The 19,212-nt window shown below is 70.9% G+C and carries 19 protein-coding genes; 11 read left to right on the forward strand and 8 right to left on the reverse strand.

Features of this window, described 5'->3' with window-relative positions; all coding sequences use genetic code 11:
• Window positions 1-68 precede the first annotated feature (68 nt).
• A complete protein-coding gene (locus tag ACIBEJ_RS40370; protein WP_397106166.1) occupies window positions 69-1,358 on the forward strand; it encodes an aspartate kinase in 1,290 nt (429 codons plus the stop codon).
• Complete coding sequence (locus ACIBEJ_RS40375; RefSeq protein ID WP_397188227.1) at window positions 1,355-2,416, forward strand: aspartate-semialdehyde dehydrogenase; 1,062 nt, start codon at window positions 1,355-1,357, stop codon at window positions 2,414-2,416. Before ACIBEJ_RS40370 ends, ACIBEJ_RS40375 begins: the two co-directional genes overlap by 4 nt.
• Before the next feature lie 309 nt (window positions 2,417-2,725).
• Here ACIBEJ_RS40375 and ACIBEJ_RS40380 read toward each other — a convergent pair whose 3' ends face one another.
• Window positions 2,726-3,154, reverse strand: coding sequence for a hypothetical protein (locus ACIBEJ_RS40380; protein ID WP_397188228.1), 429 nt, complete (start codon window positions 3,152-3,154; stop codon window positions 2,726-2,728).
• A 354-nt stretch (window positions 3,155-3,508) separates the two neighbouring features.
• Here ACIBEJ_RS40380 and ACIBEJ_RS40385 point away from each other — a divergent pair, with 354 nt between their 5' ends.
• Window positions 3,509-4,177: a TetR family transcriptional regulator gene (locus ACIBEJ_RS40385; protein ID WP_397188229.1), complete on the forward strand. Its 669-nt coding sequence runs from the start codon at window positions 3,509-3,511 to the stop codon at window positions 4,175-4,177.
• Here ACIBEJ_RS40385 and ACIBEJ_RS40390 read toward each other — a convergent pair.
• The gene (locus ACIBEJ_RS40390; protein ID WP_397188230.1) at window positions 4,146-4,328 is read right to left on the reverse strand and encodes a hypothetical protein; all 183 of its coding nucleotides are present in this window, start codon (window positions 4,326-4,328) and stop codon (window positions 4,146-4,148) included. The two genes, ACIBEJ_RS40385 and ACIBEJ_RS40390, sit on opposite strands and share 32 nt — an antisense overlap.
• Before the next feature lie 115 nt (window positions 4,329-4,443).
• On the opposite strand from ACIBEJ_RS40390, the gene ACIBEJ_RS40395 reads away from it, so the two are divergent.
• The 3 genes from ACIBEJ_RS40395 to ACIBEJ_RS40405 all read left to right on the forward strand — a co-directional run bounded on the left by ACIBEJ_RS40395 (window position 4,444) and on the right by ACIBEJ_RS40405 (window position 7,264).
• Complete coding sequence (locus ACIBEJ_RS40395) at window positions 4,444-5,403, forward strand: LLM class F420-dependent oxidoreductase (protein ID WP_397188231.1); 960 nt, start codon at window positions 4,444-4,446, stop codon at window positions 5,401-5,403.
• A gap of 12 nt (window positions 5,404-5,415) precedes the next feature.
• Window positions 5,416-6,834: an amidase gene (locus ACIBEJ_RS40400; protein ID WP_397188232.1), complete on the forward strand. Its 1,419-nt coding sequence runs from the start codon at window positions 5,416-5,418 to the stop codon at window positions 6,832-6,834.
• A gap of 106 nt (window positions 6,835-6,940) precedes the next feature.
• Window positions 6,941-7,264, forward strand: a complete 324-nt coding sequence (locus ACIBEJ_RS40405) for a YkvA family protein (RefSeq protein WP_397188233.1) — start codon at window positions 6,941-6,943, stop codon at window positions 7,262-7,264.
• Window positions 7,265-7,268: 4 nt separating this feature from the next.
• Here ACIBEJ_RS40405 and ACIBEJ_RS40410 read toward each other — a convergent pair whose 3' ends face one another.
• The 3 genes from ACIBEJ_RS40410 to ACIBEJ_RS40420 all read right to left on the reverse strand — a co-directional run bounded on the left by ACIBEJ_RS40410 (window position 7,269) and on the right by ACIBEJ_RS40420 (window position 10,675).
• Window positions 7,269-8,465 carry an amidohydrolase family protein gene (locus tag ACIBEJ_RS40410; protein ID WP_397188234.1) on the reverse strand — a complete coding sequence of 399 codons (1,197 nt, stop codon included), beginning with the start codon at window positions 8,463-8,465 and terminating at the stop codon, window positions 7,269-7,271.
• Between the two features lie 673 nt (window positions 8,466-9,138).
• Window positions 9,139-9,882 carry a tyrosine-protein phosphatase gene (locus tag ACIBEJ_RS40415; RefSeq protein WP_397188235.1) on the reverse strand — a complete coding sequence of 248 codons (744 nt, stop codon included), beginning with the start codon at window positions 9,880-9,882 and terminating at the stop codon, window positions 9,139-9,141.
• 13 nt (window positions 9,883-9,895) lie between these two features.
• On the reverse strand, window positions 9,896-10,675 hold the full coding sequence (locus ACIBEJ_RS40420; RefSeq protein ID WP_397188236.1) for an SURF1 family protein: 780 nt from the start codon (window positions 10,673-10,675) through the stop codon (window positions 9,896-9,898).
• Between the two features lie 127 nt (window positions 10,676-10,802).
• On the opposite strand from ACIBEJ_RS40420, the gene ACIBEJ_RS40425 reads away from it, so the two are divergent.
• Complete coding sequence (locus tag ACIBEJ_RS40425) at window positions 10,803-11,450, forward strand: VC0807 family protein (protein WP_397188237.1); 648 nt, start codon at window positions 10,803-10,805, stop codon at window positions 11,448-11,450.
• Here ACIBEJ_RS40425 and ACIBEJ_RS40430 read toward each other — a convergent pair.
• Window positions 11,424-11,891, reverse strand: coding sequence for a winged helix-turn-helix transcriptional regulator (locus tag ACIBEJ_RS40430; protein ID WP_397188238.1), 468 nt, complete (start codon window positions 11,889-11,891; stop codon window positions 11,424-11,426). The genes ACIBEJ_RS40425 and ACIBEJ_RS40430 overlap by 27 nt on opposite strands.
• A 60-nt stretch (window positions 11,892-11,951) precedes the next feature.
• Here ACIBEJ_RS40430 and ACIBEJ_RS40435 point away from each other — a divergent pair, with 60 nt between their 5' ends.
• The 3 genes from ACIBEJ_RS40435 to ACIBEJ_RS40445 are packed head-to-tail and all read left to right on the forward strand — an operon-like array spanning window position 11,952 to window position 14,070.
• On the forward strand, window positions 11,952-12,464 hold the full coding sequence (locus ACIBEJ_RS40435) for a GNAT family N-acetyltransferase (protein ID WP_397188239.1): 513 nt from the start codon (window positions 11,952-11,954) through the stop codon (window positions 12,462-12,464).
• A complete protein-coding gene (locus ACIBEJ_RS40440; RefSeq protein WP_397188240.1) occupies window positions 12,461-13,060 on the forward strand; it encodes a TetR/AcrR family transcriptional regulator in 600 nt (199 codons plus the stop codon). Before ACIBEJ_RS40435 ends, ACIBEJ_RS40440 begins: the two co-directional genes overlap by 4 nt.
• A 35-nt stretch (window positions 13,061-13,095) precedes the next feature.
• Window positions 13,096-14,070 carry an NAD(P)-dependent oxidoreductase gene (locus ACIBEJ_RS40445; RefSeq protein ID WP_397188241.1) on the forward strand — a complete coding sequence of 325 codons (975 nt, stop codon included), beginning with the start codon at window positions 13,096-13,098 and terminating at the stop codon, window positions 14,068-14,070.
• Here the strand turns inward: ACIBEJ_RS40445 and ACIBEJ_RS40450 are convergent.
• A complete protein-coding gene (locus ACIBEJ_RS40450; protein ID WP_397188242.1) occupies window positions 14,045-14,347 on the reverse strand; it encodes a hypothetical protein in 303 nt (100 codons plus the stop codon). The two genes, ACIBEJ_RS40445 and ACIBEJ_RS40450, sit on opposite strands and share 26 nt — an antisense overlap.
• 130 nt (window positions 14,348-14,477) lie before the next feature.
• Here ACIBEJ_RS40450 and ACIBEJ_RS40455 point away from each other — a divergent pair, with 130 nt between their 5' ends.
• A complete protein-coding gene (locus tag ACIBEJ_RS40455; protein ID WP_397188243.1) occupies window positions 14,478-15,878 on the forward strand; it encodes a methyltransferase in 1,401 nt (466 codons plus the stop codon).
• 324 nt (window positions 15,879-16,202) lie between these two features.
• On the opposite strand, the gene ACIBEJ_RS40460 is transcribed toward ACIBEJ_RS40455, so the two are convergent.
• Window positions 16,203-19,184: a BTAD domain-containing putative transcriptional regulator gene (locus tag ACIBEJ_RS40460; protein ID WP_397188244.1), complete on the reverse strand. Its 2,982-nt coding sequence runs from the start codon at window positions 19,182-19,184 to the stop codon at window positions 16,203-16,205.
• Window positions 19,185-19,212 lie beyond the last annotated feature (28 nt).

The raw sequence follows: 19,212 nt of genomic DNA on the forward strand, positions 1-19,212 counted from the left end.
CCGGCCCAGCGGTGTCACGGAGGCTCGTCGGTAGACTGGCAGCTCACAGTCCAGACCGGGAGACTCTCGTGGCGCTCGTTGTGCAAAAGTACGGTGGTTCGTCCGTCGCCGACGCGTCCTGCATCAAGCGGGTCGCGCAGCGGATCGTCGCGACGAAAAAAGCCGGCAACGACGTGGTCGTGATCGTTTCCGCCATGGGCGACACGACGGACGAGCTGCTCGACCTGGCCGAGCAGGTGTCGCCGCTGCCTCCGGGCCGCGAGCTCGACATGCTGCTGACCTCCGGCGAGCGCATCTCGATGGCCCTGCTGGCGATGGCGATCGCCAACCTGGGCCACGAGGCGCGTTCGTTCACCGGATCGCAGGCGGGTGTGATCACCACCTCCTCCCACGGCAACGCGCGCATCATCGACGTGACGCCGGGCCGTATCCGTGAGGCGCTCGACCACGGCCGCATCGCGATCGTGGCCGGATTCCAGGGCGTCTCGCAGGACACCAAGGACATCACCACGCTCGGCAGGGGCGGCTCCGACACCACCGCGGTGGCGCTGGCGGCCTCCCTGGAGGCCGACGTCTGCGAGATCTACACCGACGTCGACGGCATCTTCACCGCCGACCCCAGGATCGTGCCCGCCGCCAGGAAGATCCCCAAGATCTCCTACGAGGAGATGATGGAGATGGCGGCCTGCGGCGCGAAGATCCTGCACCTGCGGTGCGTCGAGTATGCTCGCCGCTTCAACCTGCCGATCCACGTACGCAGCTCCTTCAGCACCAAGGAAGGCACGTGGGTCGTGTCCGACCCTTACACCCCGAACGAAGCGAGTGAAGGAACCGAGATGGAGCAGCCGATCATCTCCGGCGTCGCGCACGACCGGAGCGAGGCCAAGATCACCGTTGTCGGGGTCCCCGACAAGGTCGGCGAGGCTGCCCACATCTTCAAAACGCTGGCCGACGCCGAGATCAACATCGACATGATCGTGCAGAACGTCTCGGCGGCGGCGACGGGCCGTACCGACATCTCCTTCACGCTTCCCACGACGGACGCCTCCACGGCGCTGACGTCGCTGAAGAAGATCCAGGACAAGGTCGGCTTCGAGTCGCTGCTGTTCGACGACCAGATCGGCAAGGTCTCGCTGATCGGCGCGGGCATGCGCTCGCACCCCGGCGTGACCGCGACGTTCTTCGCGGCCCTCGCCGACGCGGGGGTCAACATCGAGATGATCTCCACATCGGAGATCCGCATCTCGGTGATCGTCGAGCAGGAGGGTGTGGACGCGGCCGTGGCCGCCGCCCACCGGGCGTTCGACCTTGACGCAGACCAGGTGGAAGCAGTGGTGTACGGAGGAACCGGCAGATGAACAGGCCCAATCTCGCACTCGTGGGCGCGACGGGTGCGGTCGGCACCGTCATGCGCGACATCGTCTCCAACCGGGCGGACATCTGGGGCGAGATCCGCCTGGTGGCCTCCCCGCGCAGCGCCGGGAAGGTGCTGAAGGTCCGCGGCGAGGACGTCGTCGTCCAGGCGCTGGCGCCGGAGGTCTTCGACGGCATCGACATCGCCATCTTCGACGTGCCGGACGAGGTGTCGGCCGACTGGGTGCCGGTCGCGGCCGAGCGCGGCGCGATCGCGATCGACAAGTCCGGCACGTTCCGGATGAACCCGGACGTTCCGCTGGTCGTGCCCGAGGTGAACCCGCTGGACGCCCGCGAGCGGCCGCGCAACATCATCTCCACGCCCAACTGCACCACGCTGTCGATGATGGCGGCGATGGGCGCCCTGCACGCCGAGTACGGCCTCCAGGAGCTCGTCGTGGCCTCCTACCAGGCGGTGTCCGGTGCCGGCGTGGCGGGCACGGCGCGGCTCTACGACGAGGTCGAGGCGCTGGCCGGTGACCGCAACGTGGGGCAGGTCGCCGGTGACGTGCGCCAGGTCCTCGACAAGAAGCTGCCCGCCGACTCGCCGTTCCCGGCGCCGATCGCGTTCAACGTGGTGCCGTGGGCGGGCTCGCTCAAGGACGATGGGTGGGCCTCGGAGGAGCTCAAGCTCCGCAACGAGTCCCGCAAGATCCTGGGCATCCCGGGGCTGAAGGTGTCGGCCACCTGCGTGCGGGTGCCGGTGGTGACGACGCACTCGCTGGCGGTGCACGCGCGGTTCGAGCGCGAGGTGACGGTGGCGGACGCGCACCGGGTGCTGTCCGCGGCGCCGACGGTGGTGCTGGTGGACGACCCGGCGAATGGGGTGTGGCCTACGCCGCTGGAGGTTGTCGGGACGGACCCCACCTATGTGGGACGGGTCCGGCAGGCGATCGACTTCCCGAACACGCTGGACCTGTTCGTCTGCGGCGACAACCTGCGCAAGGGCGCGGCGCTCAACGCGGCCGAGATCGCCGAACTGGTGGCGGCGGAGCTCGTCTGAACATCTCGCCGTTCTTTGGCTGATCTTTACGGCTGATCTTTTACGGCGGGGCCGCCGCAACCGCCTCCGTCCGACGTGAGTCGCCCCCGATCATCGGGCGCTTCTCACGTCGGACGTGGTTCTCACCGCTACGACGCCCCGTTGGCCGGGTCCCGCGGGCTTCGGCTGGGCGCCGTGCGTGTTGCGCCGGGCTCGGCCGTTCGGGTGCTCGCCGTACCGGCGCGACAAGCGTCGGTAGCCCGCCACCAACCGGCGGCCGTCCGGGGGCCGGGTGGGCGCGTGTGGGTGTTGGCGGGGTCGTGGAGGCCGTTAGCGGAACAGGATGTCCCAGTGGTCGGACTCCTTGGCGAAGACGGTGCCGTCTGGGCTGCGGTACAGAGGTGAGCCGTCGCTGCGGGTGCCCGCGCGGGAGTAGCTGTGGGCGATGTGCCGGTCGATGCACGGGCTCAAGGAGATGTCCAGCTTGTAGCCGTGCTCGTGGCTGTAGCGGCCGGGCATGTGGCCCGCCTCGGTGCCGCCGGTCACCATGATCTTGCAGCCGCTGTCCCGCTTGAGCTCGATGATCTTGGCGATCGTGGCCGTGCGGACGGCGTCCAGCGAGGTGCAGTAGCGCAGCCGCCGGTTGGCGCAGCCGCCCGTCGACTTCCAGCGCAGACCGGCGCTCTTGAGGCGGCCGATCGCGGCGTGGTGCGAGATGCGGACGGCGGCCTGCCGGGTCTTGACCCGCTTCAGGTCCACCTTCGGGGGCTCGGCCGACGTGTACCAGTGTCCGGTGCGAATGCCTCCTTCGATCGCGTACGTGCGCGTTACCGGTGGCGGCGACTTCCGTGCCTCTCCTGTCGAAGCAGCGGATGCGGCCGATGCCAATGCGATTATCGAGATCTCAAGGCCGAGGAGTGCGACTACCATCAGCCGCACCTTGCCACGTATCCACATGTCGATGCTCTTTTCGCGGAATAGCCCTCCCGCCAGAAACATCAATCCCACGCTTCACACCGGATGACCCCTGCCTCACAGCGATCTTTGCCTTGTGGCGGCGATCACCGTGCGGCTTCATGACCTAAAGGCGGTCTTGCCCGTAAAGTGGCGAGGGTGTCCGAACCCCGAAACCGAGGATCGGAGAGCACCCGAGAGGTCATCGTCGAGACGGCCTTGAGACTGTTTCGGGAGCGCGGCTTCGATGCGACGACGATGCGGGCAATCGCGGCCGAGGCCGGGGTATCCGTGGGTAACGCCTACTACTACTTCGCGGGCAAGGAGGCGTTGATCCAGGCGTATTACGACCGTGCCCAGGCCGAGCACGAGGACGCCTGTCGTGAGCTGCTCGCGACGGAGCGCTCGTTCGCGGCCCGGCTGAGCGGCGTGCTCGGGGAGTGGGTACGCGTCTCCGAGCCGTACCACGAGTTCGCGGTGAAGTTCTTCAAGCACGCGGCCGAGCCCACGAACCCGCTCAGCCCGTTCAGCGCCCAGTCCTCCCCGGCCAGGGAGGCGGGTATCGCGATCTACCGGCAGGTCGTCGAGGGGTCGCGGGACAAGATGGACTCGGAGCTGCGTGAGGAGCTGCCCGAGCTGCTGTGGCTGTTGTCGATGGGCATGGTGCTGTTCTGGGTGCACGACACCTCGCCCGGGTGCCGGCGGACGTACCGGCTGATCGAGGTGACGGTGCCGCTGGTGGACCGGCTGGTCGGGTTGTCGCATCTGCCGGGGCTGCGGGGGATCACCAAGGACTTCATCGCGGCCGTGCATGAGCTGCGGGCCTGACCGGCGTGCCCGAGCACAGGGGCAGCATCGTGGCGGGAAGCGTGCAGGTGGGGCCGGTGTCTTCGGCGGCGACCGCGATCACGGAGGCCAGGAAGGGGATGGCCAGCCCGCCGGTCAGTACTACGGCCGCGAGCAGCCGGGTTCGTCTCACGGGGCTGTTTTAGCACGTCAGAGCCCTTTCGGTGGCCAACCGTGATCAGTGTCGCGCGTACATACCGGCTGGTTGGTATGGTCGATCTGTTGACCCACACTCCCCGGAGGGCGCGATGACTCAGAACTGGGGTATGACGATCCCCTTCTACGACCGCTCGCTGGCCGAGTCGAAGGAGCTGATCGCCGAACTGCCCGCGCTCGGCTACACCGACGCCTGGTCGGCGGAAGTCAACGGGACCGACGGGTTCCTGCCGCTGGCCATGGCCGGAGAGTGGGCGCCGGGGATCCGGCTGGGCAGCGCGATCGTGCCGGTGTTCACACGCGGGCCGGGGCTGCTGGCCATGTCCGCGGCGACGCTGGCCGACCTCGTGCCCGACCGGTTCGTGCTCGGGATCGGTTCGTCGTCTCCGGCCGTGGTGGGGCGGTGGAACGCGGTGGAGTTCGCGCGGCCGTACCAGCGCACCAGGGACACGCTGCGCTTCCTGCGCAAGGCGCTCGCCGGCGAGAAGGTGTCGGAGCGGTACGAGACGTTCGAGATCAAGGGCTTCAAGCTGGAGCGGGCGCCGCGGGTGGCGCCGAAGATCGTGCTGGCCGCGCTGCGCCCCCGGATGCTGCACCTGGCGGCCGGCGAGGCCGACGGGGCGATCACCAACTGGCTCGCGCCCGAGGACGTGCGCAAGGTGCGTGCCGAGCTGGGTGAGGAGACCGAGCTGATCGCCCGGCTGTTCGTCTGCGTGAGCGAGGACGCCGACCGGGTCCGCGAGCTGGGACGCTGGATGCTGGCGGCCTACCTGACCGTGCCCGCGTACGCCGCCTTCCACGACTGGCTGGGGCGCGGCGAGGTGCTGCGGCCGATGCACGAGGCGTGGGCGGCGGGCGACCGGCAGGCCGCGCTCAAGGCCATCCCCGACGAGGTGGTCGACGCGCTGATCGTCCACGGCGACGCCGCGACCTGCCGGGCCAGGATCGCCGAGTACGTCGCCAACGGGCTCGACACCCCCGTGCTCGCGCCGGTCCCCGGCGGCGAGATCCCCATCGACCAGGCGGTACGCGCGCTGGCGCCGAAGAGCTGACAAGGAGCACAGGTGGACGAGATTCTCCGGCTGGACGCGGTCGGGCAGGCGCTTGCCGTACGGGATGGGCGGGTTTCGCCGCGCGAGCTGGCCGAGGCGGCGATCGCGAAGATCGTCCAGTATGACGGTGAGATCGGCGCGGTCGTGCACCGGCGGTTCGAGCGGGCGCTGGCCGAGGCGGACGACCTGCCCGAGGGCACGCCGTTTCGCGGGGTGCCGATCCTGCTGAAGGATCTCGGCTGGCCGGAGAAGGGCGAGCCGTACAACGCCGGGTCGCGCACGCTGGACGGGGTCACGATCGCCGCGGACGGCTACGGCGTGGCCAAGCTGAAGGCGGCCGGGTTCGTGATCCTCGGCAGGACCAGCACGCCGGAGTACGGCACCACGATCACCACCGAACCGGCCGCGTTCGGCCCCACGCGCAACCCCTACGACCCCGGGCACTCGGCGGGCGGCTCCAGCGGCGGCTCCGCGGCGGCGGTGGCGGCCGGGATGGTGGCGGTGGCGACGGCCAGCGACGGCGGCGGTTCGATCCGCATCCCGGCCTCCCTGTGCGGGCTGGTGGGTCTCAAACCCACCAAGGGTCGCTCCAGCTACGGGCCGTCGGGCGGGGAGGGCTGGAGCGGGTTCTCGGTCGCCGGGCTGGTCAGCAGGACCGTCAGGGACACCGCCGCGGTGCTCGACCTGATCTCCGGCCTGGAGGAGGGCGACCCCTACACCGCGCCCGCGCTGCCCCGCCCGCTGGCCCAGGAGGTGGGCGCCGAGCCGGGACGGCTGCGCGTCGGCTTCGTCACCCGGCACCCGCGCGGCGACGTGCCCGAGGACAAGGACCTGACGGCCGCCGTCACCGACGCCGCGCACCTGCTGGAGTCCCTGGGCCACCACGTCGAACCCGGCCATCCGGACGAACTCGGCAACCCCGACTTCCCCCACCACTTCGGCGCCCTCGTCGCCGCGAACGTCGCCGCCGAGGTCCAGAGCGTCGGCGCCTGGCGCGGCCGTCCCGTGAGCCTGGAGGAGCTGGAGCCGCGCAACCGCGCCATGGCCGAGGCCGGAGCCAGGCGCACCGCCGTCGAGCACGTCCTCGCCGTCCAGTGGATGGACGGCTTCCGCCGCCGCATGGCCGCCTGGTGGCGCTCCGGCTACGACGTGCTGCTCGCGCCCGCGCTCGGCGTGCCGCCGTTCCCGCTCGGCTGGCTGCCGCCCGACGACCTCAGCACCAGCCTCGGCCGCACCTCCCACGCCGTCTCCTACACCTCCGTCTTCAACGCCACCGGCCAGCCCGCCGTCTGCCTGCCCCTGCACAGGACCGCCGCGGGCCTTCCCGTCGGCGTCCAGCTCGTCGCCGCCACAGGCCGCGAGGACCTTCTCGTACGGCTGGCCGCCCAGATCGAAACCGCCCGCCCCTTCGAGCATCCCGCCATGCGCTGATCGTTAGGAACCAAGCTGCGCGGGTAACACGTTATGTCGTGAAGGAGGTGGCGCACCTATGCCGAAAGCAAGCCGCGCTGCAGCGGTCTGGCGCACATATCGCGACGTGAGCGAGCCCGGCTCGCCGGGTCTGATGAAGCGGGTCAGGGCGATCCCGCGCATGATCGGCGCCGTGACCCGGGGCCAGTACCCGGGCATGGGCAAGAGCAAGCTCGCCCTCATGGCACTCGGCGTGGTCTACCTGATCTCGCCGATCGACGTGATCCCCGACTTCCTCGTACTCGTCGGGGTGGCCGACGACTTCGGCGTCTTCCTCTGGCTGATGAGCTCCCTGATCGGGGAGAGCGGGCGCTACATCGGCTGGGAGCGCAACGTCATCCGAGGCGCGACCATCCCGCCGGACCTTCCCCCTACAACCCCTCGCGCCTGAGCCACTACAGCTCCTCGCGCCTGAGCCACGCTCGCGACGGCAACGGGTGCCCGAACAACCGGGCGGCGTTGCCGTACGCGACCCTGGCGATGTCGGCCGGCGGGAGCTGGCCGAGGTTCCTGGCCACGGCCTGCTGGGTGTCGGGCCAGGTCGAGTCGGAGTGCGGGTACCCGCTTTCCTGGAGCACGTGGTCGAGGCCGACGGCCAGCCGTACCCCTGACAGGGCGTGGTCGTCGAGCGTGCCGAAGAAGAAGTTGCGGCGCAGGACCTCGCTCGGCTTCAGCCCGCCCTCCCACGACGCCTCGCCCGCGACCGGGTGGTCGAGGGCGTAGTCGGCGCGCTCGGCCAGCATCGGCAGCCAGCCCACCCCGCCCTCCACGATGAGCACCCGCAGGTTCGGGAAGCGCAGCGGGATGCCCGACCACAGCCAGTCGGCGCAGGCGAACATGGCGCTCGTCGGCATCAGCGTGGTGATCGCCTCGATGGGCGTGTCGGGGGAGGGCACCGGCGACCAGCTCGAGTCGCCGGTGTGCAGGCAGACGACCGTGCCGGTCTCCTCGCAGGCGGCGAAGAACGGGTCCCAGTGGTCGGAGTGGATCGACGGCAGCCGCAGCCGCGTCGGGAACTCCGGGAAGACGACCGCCTTGAAGCCGCGGGCGGCGTTGGCGCGGATCTCCTTCGCGGCCACGTCGGGGTCGGGCAGCCACGGGAGCTGCAGCCCGACGATCCGCTCGGGGTAGGTGCCGGCCCAGACGTCGATGTGCCAGTCGTTCCAGGCCTTGACCAGGGCCAGGCCCAGCTCCTGATCGCGGGTCCGGGCGAACGGCATGCCCGACTGGCCGGCCAGCATGCCCGGGAAGCAGAGCGCGGCCCAGATGCCGGCCGTGTCCATGTCCTGGATGCGCGCCTCGATGTCGTGGCAGCCGGGGCGCATGTTCTCGAACCTGACCGGGTCCAGCGTCCACTGCTCGCGCGGCAGGCCGGCGCCCACGTCGATGCCGGCGCACGGGTAGGTGGCGCCGCCGTAGCGCCAGACCTGGTGACCCGCCTCCGTCTCCACGACCTTGGGCGCGACCTCGGTGTACTTCTCCGCTAGCCGGCCTTCGAAGAGGTCTGGAGGCTCGATCAGGTGATCGTCGGCGGAGATGATCACGTAGTCGCGCCGCCTTGGTTCGGGGTCGGGGAGCAGCGGCGTAGTCACGCAGGTAACCGTACGACGGCGGCATGACCTCGAACAAGCTGCCAGGGCCCCGTCAACCACCCCAAAACCCCGCCCTACCGCCGCATTCACCCTCCCAACTCCTTGACACCCGATCTTGACCGGTGCCGGTTCACGTGTTTCCGAGCACGTTTTCGAGGCCGGAGCGGGGTCCCGCTCGCCTCGCAGGGCCGATGACGCGGCGGCCCCAACGGTCAGGCCAACTCCCGCACCTGGATAGCGGAACAACGGCGCCGCCGCCGCTGGTTCTGGACCTTCTAGCCCGACCTGACCGGCGGTCACGTCACGAGCGGGCTCGCCATCCGGTCGGGTGCCGAATGATGGCGATCCGTAACGGCTGGCTTGGGGCGATAGCGGTGGTCGGGCCCTGGCCCGACGGGGTACGCGCGGAGCGAAGCGGAGCATCGTTGTCTGGGGTGGGGTCCACGTGGCTGGGCGACGGGGGCCCAAGAAGGGCGGTCCGGCCCGAGGGAGGGCTTTCAGGGGGCGGGCTTCAGCTCGACTGGAGAAACGCCTGGACCCGGAAACGCGCGGAGCGCGCCAATGTGCAAGACCTTTGAGGGCCCGGGATCGCCTGGAGGGGGGCTTGCGGGGCGATCCCGGGTGAGGGTCCGCTCCTGTGAGGGTGCTGCTCACCGCGGACCCCGGCCCTCCACTACCCCCGGGAGATCTCCTCAGTCAGCAGATGCGCGCGGAGTTTGGTCACCGTCTCCGGCTCCACCTCCAGCACGTTCGAGCAGTACTGCGGCAACGACCCGTGACGCCGTTCCATCTCGGCCAGGAAAATCGTCATCGCCCCCGCCGGCGCCGCCCCGAACCCGGCCCACATCAGGCTGTCGCGGTGCTTGGTCTGCCAGTCCGCCACGAAGCGCGGCGTGGCCAAGGCGGTGAGCGCGTAGTCGGCCACGATGTCGGTGGGCGACACGCCTGCCAGCGACAACACGAGCGCGATCAGGATGCCGGTACGGTCCTTGCCCGCCGCGCAGTGGATGACGACGGGCGCGTTGTCGGCGTCGGCGATGGTCTCGATGGCCGAGCGCAGGAGTGGCACGCCGTCCTCGGACACCTCCAGGTAGCGGTCGGCGAGGAAGCGTTCGACGCCGGTGGAGGGGTCGAAGGTGTCGAGGTCCCATTTGCGGCCCTCGACGGGCAGGTTGTGGTAGCGCAGCCCCTCAGCCTCGGGTACGCGCCCGCGCCGCTCGACCTCGGACGGGTGCCGCAGGTCGATGACGGTCCTGACCTTCAGGGCGCGGAACGTGTCGAGGTCGGGCCCGGCCAGCCAGGACAGCGAGTCGGCCCGGTACAGCCGCTGCCACCGCACACTCCGCCCGTCATGGGCGACATATCCACCGACATCGCGAAAATTGTGGATATTTGCAAACTCGATATGGCGGATCACATCTAGAACGTAATCACACCTCGGCCGGTACCGGAGCCTCCTGGTCGGCCTTTCTGTCGGCCACCTCCCGCCGGATCAGCAGGATCCACCCGCCGATCGCCAGCCCGATGAACAGCCACCACTGCACGCCGTAGGCGAGGTTGAGCCCCCCGCCCGCCCCCACGTCGGGCGCCGGCACGGGCTCCGGCGCCGCCGCGGCCGAGGGCCGCTGCTCGGTCAGCTCCACGTACCCGTCCACCAGCCGGTACGGCAGCGCCGCCCCGATCTTCCCCGGATTGATCAGCAGAACCTGCCCAGGCGGCAACCCGCCCCGCTCCTTGATCCCGCTCGACTCCTCGGTCTCGGTCAGCCGTAGCCGCCCGGTGACATTCACCTGCCCGGCAGGCGGCGCCGGAACCTCGGGTGGCGCGTCCGCGCTCGCCCCCGCCTTGACCCAGCCCCGGTTCACCAGCACGGCCTGCCCGTCGCCCGTGACGAGCGGGGTCAGCACGTAGTAGCCCGGCCGCCCTTCCTGGGGCCGCCGCCGTACCACCAGGGCGTGTGCCTGATCGTAGGAGCCCGAGGCGGTCACCAGCCGGTAGCGGTCCTCTTCCCTGACCGCCCGCCCAGGTGCGGCGAGGGAGTTCAGCGGCACCGGCGCGGCCTCGATGTTGGCGGTGACGCGCTCGCTGTTGGCCGAGCGCTCCTCGAAGCGCCCGAACTGCCACCTGCCCAGGAAGACGAAGGCGGGGATGACCAGCAGCACCACGATGTGGAGCGCCACCCAGCGAGGGGTCAGGAGGAACCGGTACACCCTTCAAGGGTAGGCACCGGGGGTGGTGGTTCCTCACCCAGCCCGATCTGGTCGAACGGGTTACCAAAGCGCAGGTGATCGCGTACGGTCGGGACTCGTGCCGCCCCTCACGAGCAAGACGTCCTGAATGACCGTTCTCGTCGCGCCGCCCGCGCAATCCGCCTTCGTGCTGCCCCGCTTGGGAACGCTCCTGCTGCACGCCGCTCCGCGGGTGCTGGAGAGCATGATCCTGCCCGTCGCGCTCTTCTACGCGGGCATGCTGGTCGGCGGCGAGATGGCGGGCATGGCCGCCTCCGCGGCGTGGGTGTTCGGCGGCATGGCGCTGCGCCTGGTGCGCGGGCAGCGGATGCCGGGCACGGTGATCCTGGCCGCGGTGGGCACCACGGCGCGCGTGGTGGTGGCGCTGGCGGCGGGGGACGTGCGCTGGTTCTTCCTGCCGCCGACCTGTGGCGTCTTCGCGGTGAGCCTGGTGTTCCTGGTCACCGCCCGGGGGCGCCGGCCGCTGGCGGAGCGGATCACGCTCGACCTGGTGCCGCTGCCCGCTCACGTGGTGGGGCATCCGGTGCTGCGGCGCTTCTTCGTCCGCCAGTCGCTGGCCTGGGGCTGCGCGCAGTTGCTCAACGGCACGCTCACGCTGTGGATCCTGCTCAGCCAGCCCATCGGGACGTTCCTGGCCCTGCGCACGTCGCTGGTGGCCCTGCTGATGACGGCCATGGCCGTGGCCTCGGTGCTCGACTTCCGCGGCTGCCTACGCGCTCTTCAGCTCCGCGCCTGAGCCGGGCGCCGGGGTGACCTCGCGGGGTCCGCTGACCTCGTGGCCGTCGGCGCAGCGGAAGTACTGCTCGATGGGCGCGCCGCAGTCGCGGTGGGTGAGCTCGACGGCGGGACCGGCGTCGTCGGACAGGTACTTGTCGCCGAAGTGCATGAGCGCGACCAGCAGCGGATAGAGGTCGCGTCCCTTCTCCGTCAGCCGGTACTCGTCACGCTGGCGCTGGCCTGGCTCGCGGTAGGGCTCCTTGCGCAGCAGCCCCTCGTCGACGAGCCGGGCCAGCCGGGCGCTGAGCACCTGGCGCGGCGCGCCGGTCATGGCCTGCATGTCGGCGAACCTGCGTACGCCGCTGAAGGCCTCGCGCAGCACCAGGAAGGTCCACTTCTCCCCGACGACGTCCAGGGTCCGCTCGATCGAGCAGTTGTTCACCCGGAAGGGCACGTTCATGCCGCATATCATACCTGAGTCTTGTTGACAGACTCAGGTGTGCCGCGAGAGGCTGAGTCTATGATCGGAACCCAGATTCGCCCCATACGCACAGGGGACGAGGACGCGCTCAGGCGCTTCCTCGCGGGGTTGTCGCTGCACACGCAGACGCTGCGGTTCTTCACCGGCTTCCGGCGCCCGTCTTCCGGCCTGGTCGGCGCCCTGATGAGGATCGACGAGCTCAGGGACGCCCTGGTCGCCGTACACGAGGGCGAGATCGTCGCCCACGCCATGAGCTACCGCGGCCGCTGCGCCGAGGTCGAGGTGGCCGTGGTCGTCACCGACCAGTGGCAGGGGGTCGGCCTCGGCCCGAAACTGGTCGACACGCTGCTGGTACGCGCCGCCATCCGGGGCGCGACCACCGTGGCCATGGACGTCCTCGGCGAGAACCGGCGGGCCCTGCGCCTGATCCGCAGGGCCTGGCCCGACGCGAAATTGACGGTCTCTTCCGGTTCGGTCGAGGTGACCGCTATGATCAAGCAGGCGGTGGTATTTGCGGAACAAGGTTCTGTTGGCTCACCATTGACGGCGTGAAGAGTGTCAAGAACGGACGCGACGGCCGTACCCGCATCATCGAGGGCGCCCTCCGCCGCTTCAGCCAGGACGGGGTGTCGGCCACCACGCTGGCCAGCCTCCGCGAGGAGAGCGGCGTCAGCGTCGGCAGCTTCTACCACCACTTCGCCAGCAAGGAACACGTCTTCGGCGTGCTCTACGCGGAGATCCTCGCCGTCTACCAGGCCGAGTTCCTCGCCGAGCTGACCAGCAGGACCGAGGCCCGCGACGGCATCGAGGCGGTCGTGGCCTTCCACATGCGCTGGGCGGGCGAGCACCCCGAGCGGGCCCGCATCCTGGTCAGCGAGCGCCCGCCGCGCAAGAACGAGCCCGGCGGCCAGGAGGTGGCCGACGCCCGCCGCGCCTTCTTCCGCCAGGTCTCCGACTGGTGGAAGCCGCACATGAAGAACGGCCTGCTCCAGCCCGTCCACGCGACCATGTGCTACGTGCTGTGGCTCGGCCCCGCCCAGGAGATGTGCCGCCTGTGGTTCGCCGGCGCCCACACGCCCACCGACGAGGAGATCAGGGGTCTGGGCGAGGCCGCGTGGCAGAGCCTTCGTCAACGTCCGGAGGCATAGGGACGCGTACCCTCTGTGATGTTATTGTCACAAATGTGAGACGACCTCGGGCGCTGGTACTGCCCACCCTGCCGGAGACCGCTCTCGCCAGCCTGGGCGAGTTCGCCGACCTGGCCGAGGTTTCCGCCCGGCCCAGCCTCGGCTTCTCCGACGAGCAACTCGCCGACCTGGTCGTCGAGACCGGCGCCTCGGTGATCGTCACGGAGAGTGACCAGGTCCGCGCGTCGGTCCTGTCGCTCCCGCTCGACATCGTGGCCTGCGTCGGCTCGCCGACGAACGTCGACCTCGCGCTGGCCGCCGAACGCGGCATCGCCGTCCTGCACGCCGCCGACCGCGACCCCGACGCGGTCGCCGAACTCGCGATCGCGCTGCTGTTCGCGGTCGGCCGCCACGTCGTGACCGCCGACAGAGAGGTACGGCGCGGCCGCGTCTACCGAGGCAGGATCCCGCCATCCCGGCGCCACCGCGGCCTGCGCCTGTGCGGCCGCACACTCGGCATCGTCGGCCTGGGCCGGGTCGGAAGGGCGCTGCGCTGGCGCGGCCAGGGCCTCGGCATGAGGGTGATCACCTGTGACCCCTACGTGCCCGAGGCCACCCACACGCTGCCGGAACTGCTCGCCGAGTCCGACGTCGTCTCCCTGCACGTGCCGGTGACCGAGCGGACGCGCGGTTTCATGGGCCCGGCCGAGTTCGCCGCCATGCGCTCGGGAGCGATCTACCTCAACACCTCGCGCGGCGCGCTCCACGACCTCGCGGCCCTGGTGGACGCGCTGCGCTGGGGCCAGTTGGGCGGCGCGGGACTCGACCACTTCGAGGGGGAGTGGCTGGACCCCACCCACCCGCTGACCAGGCTCACGAACGTCGTGCTCACGCCGCATCTCGGCGCCGCCACGGGGGAGAGCCAGGTCGAGCACGCGCACGCGCTCGTGGCCGACATCGGGCGTACCCTGCGCGGCGAGGCGCCCGCCTACCTCTGCCCGCCGGTCATACCGGTAGCCGGACTCTTGTAGCGATCCGCCAGCTATGGGCGTCCAGGGAGATGTCGAGCCTGAGCTCGCCGCGCTGCCTGCGCAGGCCGGGCACCCGCAGCCGGTCGTGTACGGCGAAGCGCCCGCGGTGCGGGTAGCCGAACCCGAGCTCGCCCGGCAGCACCCTGAGGTCGTCGTGGTTGCCGCAGTTGGGGCAGATCCACGAGACCAGGTCCAGGCCGCGGTTGTAGTCGGTACAGGCCCGGAAGTAGTCGTCGGGCCTGAACCGGGACTCGCAGGCGAGGCAGGGGATCAGCACCTCCTACAGATACCGCGACCGCCTTACTCCGCGCTTGCAGAACGCTTGGGAAGCCCCGTAACAGTATGGTTACGCAGAGTTTATGATCTTGCGTCGGTGTCTGGGGTGAGTTGCGGTCCGCGGTGGAAGGATGGTTCCCGTGGAACGACTGCGCGCGCATCTGCTGGAGACCGGCTACACCATCGACGGAGTCCGCGACCGATTGGGAGGGGTGGCGGCCGGCGCGCTCGCGCGTGAGGAACTGGTTCCCGCCCTGCGCGCCACGGCCGACCTCGACCCGCTGGGGGCGCTGATCCGCCTGTTCTGGCTGGGCGCGGCCGTACCGGCGCGAAGCCTCGCCGCCGAGGTGCTGTCCTGCGGCCTGGTCACGGCCGCCGGCGACGAGGCGCGGGCCACCGTGCACCTGCAGCCGTGGGAGGTCGACGGCTACCTGGTCTCCGACCGCAAGGTACGCCCCGGCGACCCGGCGCTGAGCCCCGACCACGTCGTGGGCGCCGGCGGCGCCTCGGCCAACCTCGCCCAGCTCGTCACCCGCCGCCCGGTGGACAGCGCGCTGGACCTGGGCACCGGATGCGGCGTACAGGTGCTTCACCTGGCCGGACGCGCCGGGCGGATCACCGCGACCGACGTGAACCCCCGAGCACTCGAACTGGCCGGCCTGAGCTGGGCGCTGTCCGGCATCACCGGCGTGGACGCCAGAACCGGCTCGATGTTCGAGCCCGTGCGCGACGAGCTGTTCGACCTGATCGTCTCCAACCCGCCGTTCGTGATCTCGCCCGCGGGCAGGCTCACCTACCGCGAGGCCGGCGGCGACGACTTCTGCCGCGATCTGGTACGGCAGGCCCCCCGCCGCCTCAACCCCGACGGCCAGGCGCATTTCCTGGCCAACTGGCTCCACGTCGAGGGCGAGGACTGGCGCGAGCGCGTGGGCGGCTGGCTGGGCGAGACCGGCTGCGACGGCTGGGTGGTGCAGCGCGACGTCCAGGACCCGGCCGAGTACGTGGAGCTGTGGCTCAAGGACGCCGCCGAACAGGGCACCCCCGGCTACGCCCGGCACTACGACCGGTGGCTGTCGTGGTTCGACGAGCGCAAGGTCGAGGGCATCGGCTTCGGCTGGATCACCCTGCGCAACTCCGGCACCCTGGACCCGGTCGTCCGGGTCGAGCAGCTCACCCACCAGGTGGAGATCCCGGTCGGCGCGTACGTGGACGGCGTCCTCGACGCCATCGCCGCCGCCCACCGCGCTTCCGGCCTGGAGGAGGCCCGCCTGCGCACGGTGGAGGGCCTGCTGGACGAGCGGGTCGGCCGGCCGGGCGCCGAGGACCCCATGAAGATCATGCTGCGCCAGACGCGGGGGCTGCGCAGGACCAGGGACGTCGGCACGGTGGAGGCGGCGCTGGCGGGCGTCTGCGACGGCGACCTGGCCCTGGGCCCGCTGCTCAACGTGATCGCGGAGCTGGTGGGAGACGGCGAACAACTGAGCGCCGACGCCCTCCGGCCACTGATCGCCGAGGGCTACTTCCACGTGTGACCGGGGCCGCGCCAGGTGGCTGACGGGCGTCGCGGCGGCTGGGCCGTAACGGAAACGGGGGCTTTGATTCTGTGTTGATTGGATGTTGACAGGGGCGGGAGAAGCTAGGCGCACAGACACGGACCTGGGGGGTTCGAGGTTCGTGTCTGGTCCGGCCGGTCGTCGATGTGAGGCGGCTAGCCGCCACGTGGAGCATCCGGATAACCGGGCCCCCTAGCGAAGCGTGGCGGTCAGATGACCGGCCGGGCGGAAATCTTCCGCTCCCACCAAGGGGCAGCCTTGATCAACCACGTATGGATGACACGACTCGACGACGAGCTGTACTCAGGTCTCGACGACCTGAGCGCTGTCGAGCAGAGCCTTGACGTCCCCGGCTTCGGGGGCGCCGAGCCTGGCGTAGATGTCGAAGGCCTGACGTAGGCAGTCGGTGCTGCGGGTCGTGCTCCCCAGGCCCATCAGCGCCCTGCCGAGGACCGCGAGCGAGAGCGCCTCTCCGTAGGGATGGCCGATCTCCCTGCTGACCAGCAGCGCCTGCTCGGCGTGGCGGACCGCGTCGGTGTAGCGCTCGGCCGTGATGAACGTCTCGGCCAGGCGCGAGCAGACCCGCTGCTCCCACACCCGCTGCTTGCTCGCGCGGAAGAACGCGAGGCACTCGGCGTGGTGGTGGACGGCCTCGGCGATGCGGCCGACCCGCGACAGCACGATGCCGAGGTGGTAGCGGGCGCGGGCGGTGCCGGCGCCGCTGCCGATCTCGGTGAAGATGGCCAGGCCCTTCTCCGCGGCGGCGATGGCGTCCTCCGGCCGGCCGAGCCCGAGATGGTCGCGGGCCGAGTAGGACAGCACCAGCGCCTCGCCGGCGGGCACCCCGTTCTCGCGGTAGAACTCCATGGCGGCGTCGAACCAGTTGAGCGCCTCGGTGTGACGGCGCTGGCGGCCGACGACGACGGCCAGGGCGTTGCGCACCTCGCCGGTGACGACCTTCTCCTCGCGGTCCACTGACAGCTCGTGCACGATCCTGAACTGCTCTTCGGCCTGCTGGAGCTGGTTGCCGGCGAACAGCACGCGTCCCAGCACGTAGCGGGCGCGCAGCTCGCTGCCCGCGTCGCCGATGCGCTGCGCGGTGGCCAGCACCGCGCGGGTGGCCAGGTCGAACTCGCGGGTGTGGGTGCCCGACTCCAGCAGCGGCTCCATCGCCAGCAGCATGTCGGCCGCGGGCAGCAGTTGCTCGCCGGTGCGCGAGGCCGAGGCGGCCTGGTTGATCGCGGCGAACAACGCGTCCCCCTCGGCGATCAGCCACGCCACCGCGTCGTCGGCCGAGGTGAAGGTACGCCCGCTGCCGACCACGACCAGGTTGGCCGAGATCATGCTGCCCTCGTAGGCCAGCCGGTGCGCCGACTGGCAGGAGGCCAGGTAGAAGCCGAGCAGCCGGCGCAGCGCCATCGTGCGCGCCTGCGGGCGCTCCGACTTCTCCAAGGTACGGCGGGCGAACAGCTTGAGCAGATCGTGGAAGCGGTACCGCCCCGGCGCCGGAGCCTCCAGCAGGCTGGCGTCGACCAGCGACTCCAGCAGGTCCTCGCACTCGAACGTGCTCATGGACAGCACCGCGGCGGCCGCCCCGGCCGAGATGTCGGGCCCGTTGGGCAGCGACAGCAGCCGGAAGGCTCGTGCCTGGGCGCCGTCGAGCTGGCCGTACCCGAGCGCGAACGTCGCCTCGACGGCCAGGTTGCCCACCCGCAGCTCGTCCAGGCGGCGCTGCTCGTCGGCCAGGCGCGGCACCAGCGAGGCGACCGTCCAGGAGGGACGGGCGGCCAGCCGCGCGGCCACGATCCGCACCGCCAGCGGCAGGAACCCGCACGCGGCGACCACGTCCATGGCGGCGCCGTGCTCGGCGGCCACCCGCTCGGGCCCGGCCACCGCGGCGAACAGCGACAGCGCCTCGTCCGGCTCCATCACGTCCAGGTCGATGAGGCGCGCGGAGGGCAGGTCGGCCAGCTTGACCCGGCTGGTGACGATCGCCGCGCAGCCCGGCGTGCCCGGCAGCAGCGGGCTGACCTGCTGGGCGTCGCGGGCGTTGTCGAGCAGCACCAGGATGCGCCGCTCGGCCAGCAGCGACCGGTAGAGCGCCGAGCGCTCCGACAGGCCCTCCGGGATCACGTCGGGCGGGATGCCCAGCGCGCGCAGGAACGCGCCCAGCGCCGATGCGGGCGCGGTCGCCTCGTCGGTGTAGCCGCGCAGGTCGGCGTAGAGCTGGCCGTCGGGGAACTGCTCGTCCGACAGGTGCGCCACGTGTACGGCCAGCGCGGTCTTGCCCACGCCGCCGATCCCGCAGATGGCCGCGACCGGGACGCCCTCGTGGGTGCCGCTGTGCGCCGAGGACAGCAGCGTGCGCAGCCGTCCGGCGATCTCCTTGCGGCCGGTGAAGTCGTTGACCGCGGCGGGGAGCTGCGCCGGGCGCGGCAGCTCGTGCGCGGGCTCCTCCTCCTCGCCGGCGTCGTCGGCGATCTCGACGGTGATCGTGACGGCCAGCGCCGGGTCGGCGGCCAGGATGCGCTGGTGCAGCCCGGTCAGCTCGCGGCCGGGCTCGACGCCCAGCTCCTCGATCAGCGCCTCGCGGGTCTCGGTGAACACCGCAAGCGCGTCGCCCTGCCTGCCGCAGCGGTACAGGGCCAGCATGAGCTGGGCGCGCAGCCGCTCGCGCAGCGGGTGGTCGGCGGTCAGCGCGATCAGCTCGGAGACGATCGCGGCGTGGTTGCCGAGTTCGAGGTCGACGTCCATGAGCGTCTCGACCACGCTGAGGCGGCGCTCGATGAGCCGGTCGCGCTGGTGGTCGGCGTACGGGCCGACGGCGCCGGCCAGCGGCTCGCCCTCGAACAACGCCAGCGCGCCGCGCATGCCGTCGGCCGCCTCCGCGGGCCGTCCGGCCCGGCGGGCGGCGTCGGCCTCGGAGATGCCGCGTTCGAAGCGGGTCAGGTCGAGGGCGCCGTCGGGCAGGCGCAGCGCGTACCCACGGCCGACGGAGGTCAGCAGCTCGGGACGGGTGCGCGCGGGACGGTGCGGCTCCAGCACGGTCCGCAGCCGGGAGACGTAGGTGCGCAACGCGCCCAGCGCGCGCGGCGGGGCGTCCTCGCCCCACACCGCGTCGATCATCTCGGTCGGCGTGACCGCCCGGCCCTCCCGCAGCAGGAGCATGCCCAGAATGGAACGCTGCAACGGGGTACCCAAATCGACTTCCTGGCCGCTGCGCCACGCGCGAACGGGACCGAGCACAGCGAACCGCAGGTCGCCTTCGATGCCGTGACCAGCCATGCCGTGTGTCTCCCAGGCAATGGAACGA

It is taken from the genome of Nonomuraea sp. NPDC050790 (genome assembly GCF_044456745.1).
GTDB lineage: Bacteria > Actinomycetota > Actinomycetes > Streptosporangiales > Streptosporangiaceae > Nonomuraea.

Excerpts from the sequence above, each read along its gene's own strand:
- ACIBEJ_RS40375 (WP_397188227.1), top strand. The coding sequence starts at position 1,355 with ATGAACAGGCCCAATCTCGCACTCGTGGGCGCGACGGGTGCGGTCGGC.
- ACIBEJ_RS40455 (WP_397188243.1), top strand. The coding sequence starts at position 14,478 with ATGGTTCCCGTGGAACGACTGCGCGCGCATCTGCTGGAGACCGGCTAC.
- ACIBEJ_RS40395 (WP_397188231.1), top strand. The coding sequence starts at position 4,444 with ATGACTCAGAACTGGGGTATGACGATCCCCTTCTACGACCGCTCGCTG.
- ACIBEJ_RS40435 (WP_397188239.1), top strand. The coding sequence starts at position 11,952 with ATGATCGGAACCCAGATTCGCCCCATACGCACAGGGGACGAGGACGCG.
- ACIBEJ_RS40430 (WP_397188238.1), bottom strand. The coding sequence starts at position 11,891 with ATGAACGTGCCCTTCCGGGTGAACAACTGCTCGATCGAGCGGACCCTG.
- ACIBEJ_RS40425 (WP_397188237.1), top strand. The coding sequence starts at position 10,803 with ATGACCGTTCTCGTCGCGCCGCCCGCGCAATCCGCCTTCGTGCTGCCC.
- ACIBEJ_RS40460 (WP_397188244.1), bottom strand. The coding sequence starts at position 19,184 with ATGGCTGGTCACGGCATCGAAGGCGACCTGCGGTTCGCTGTGCTCGGT.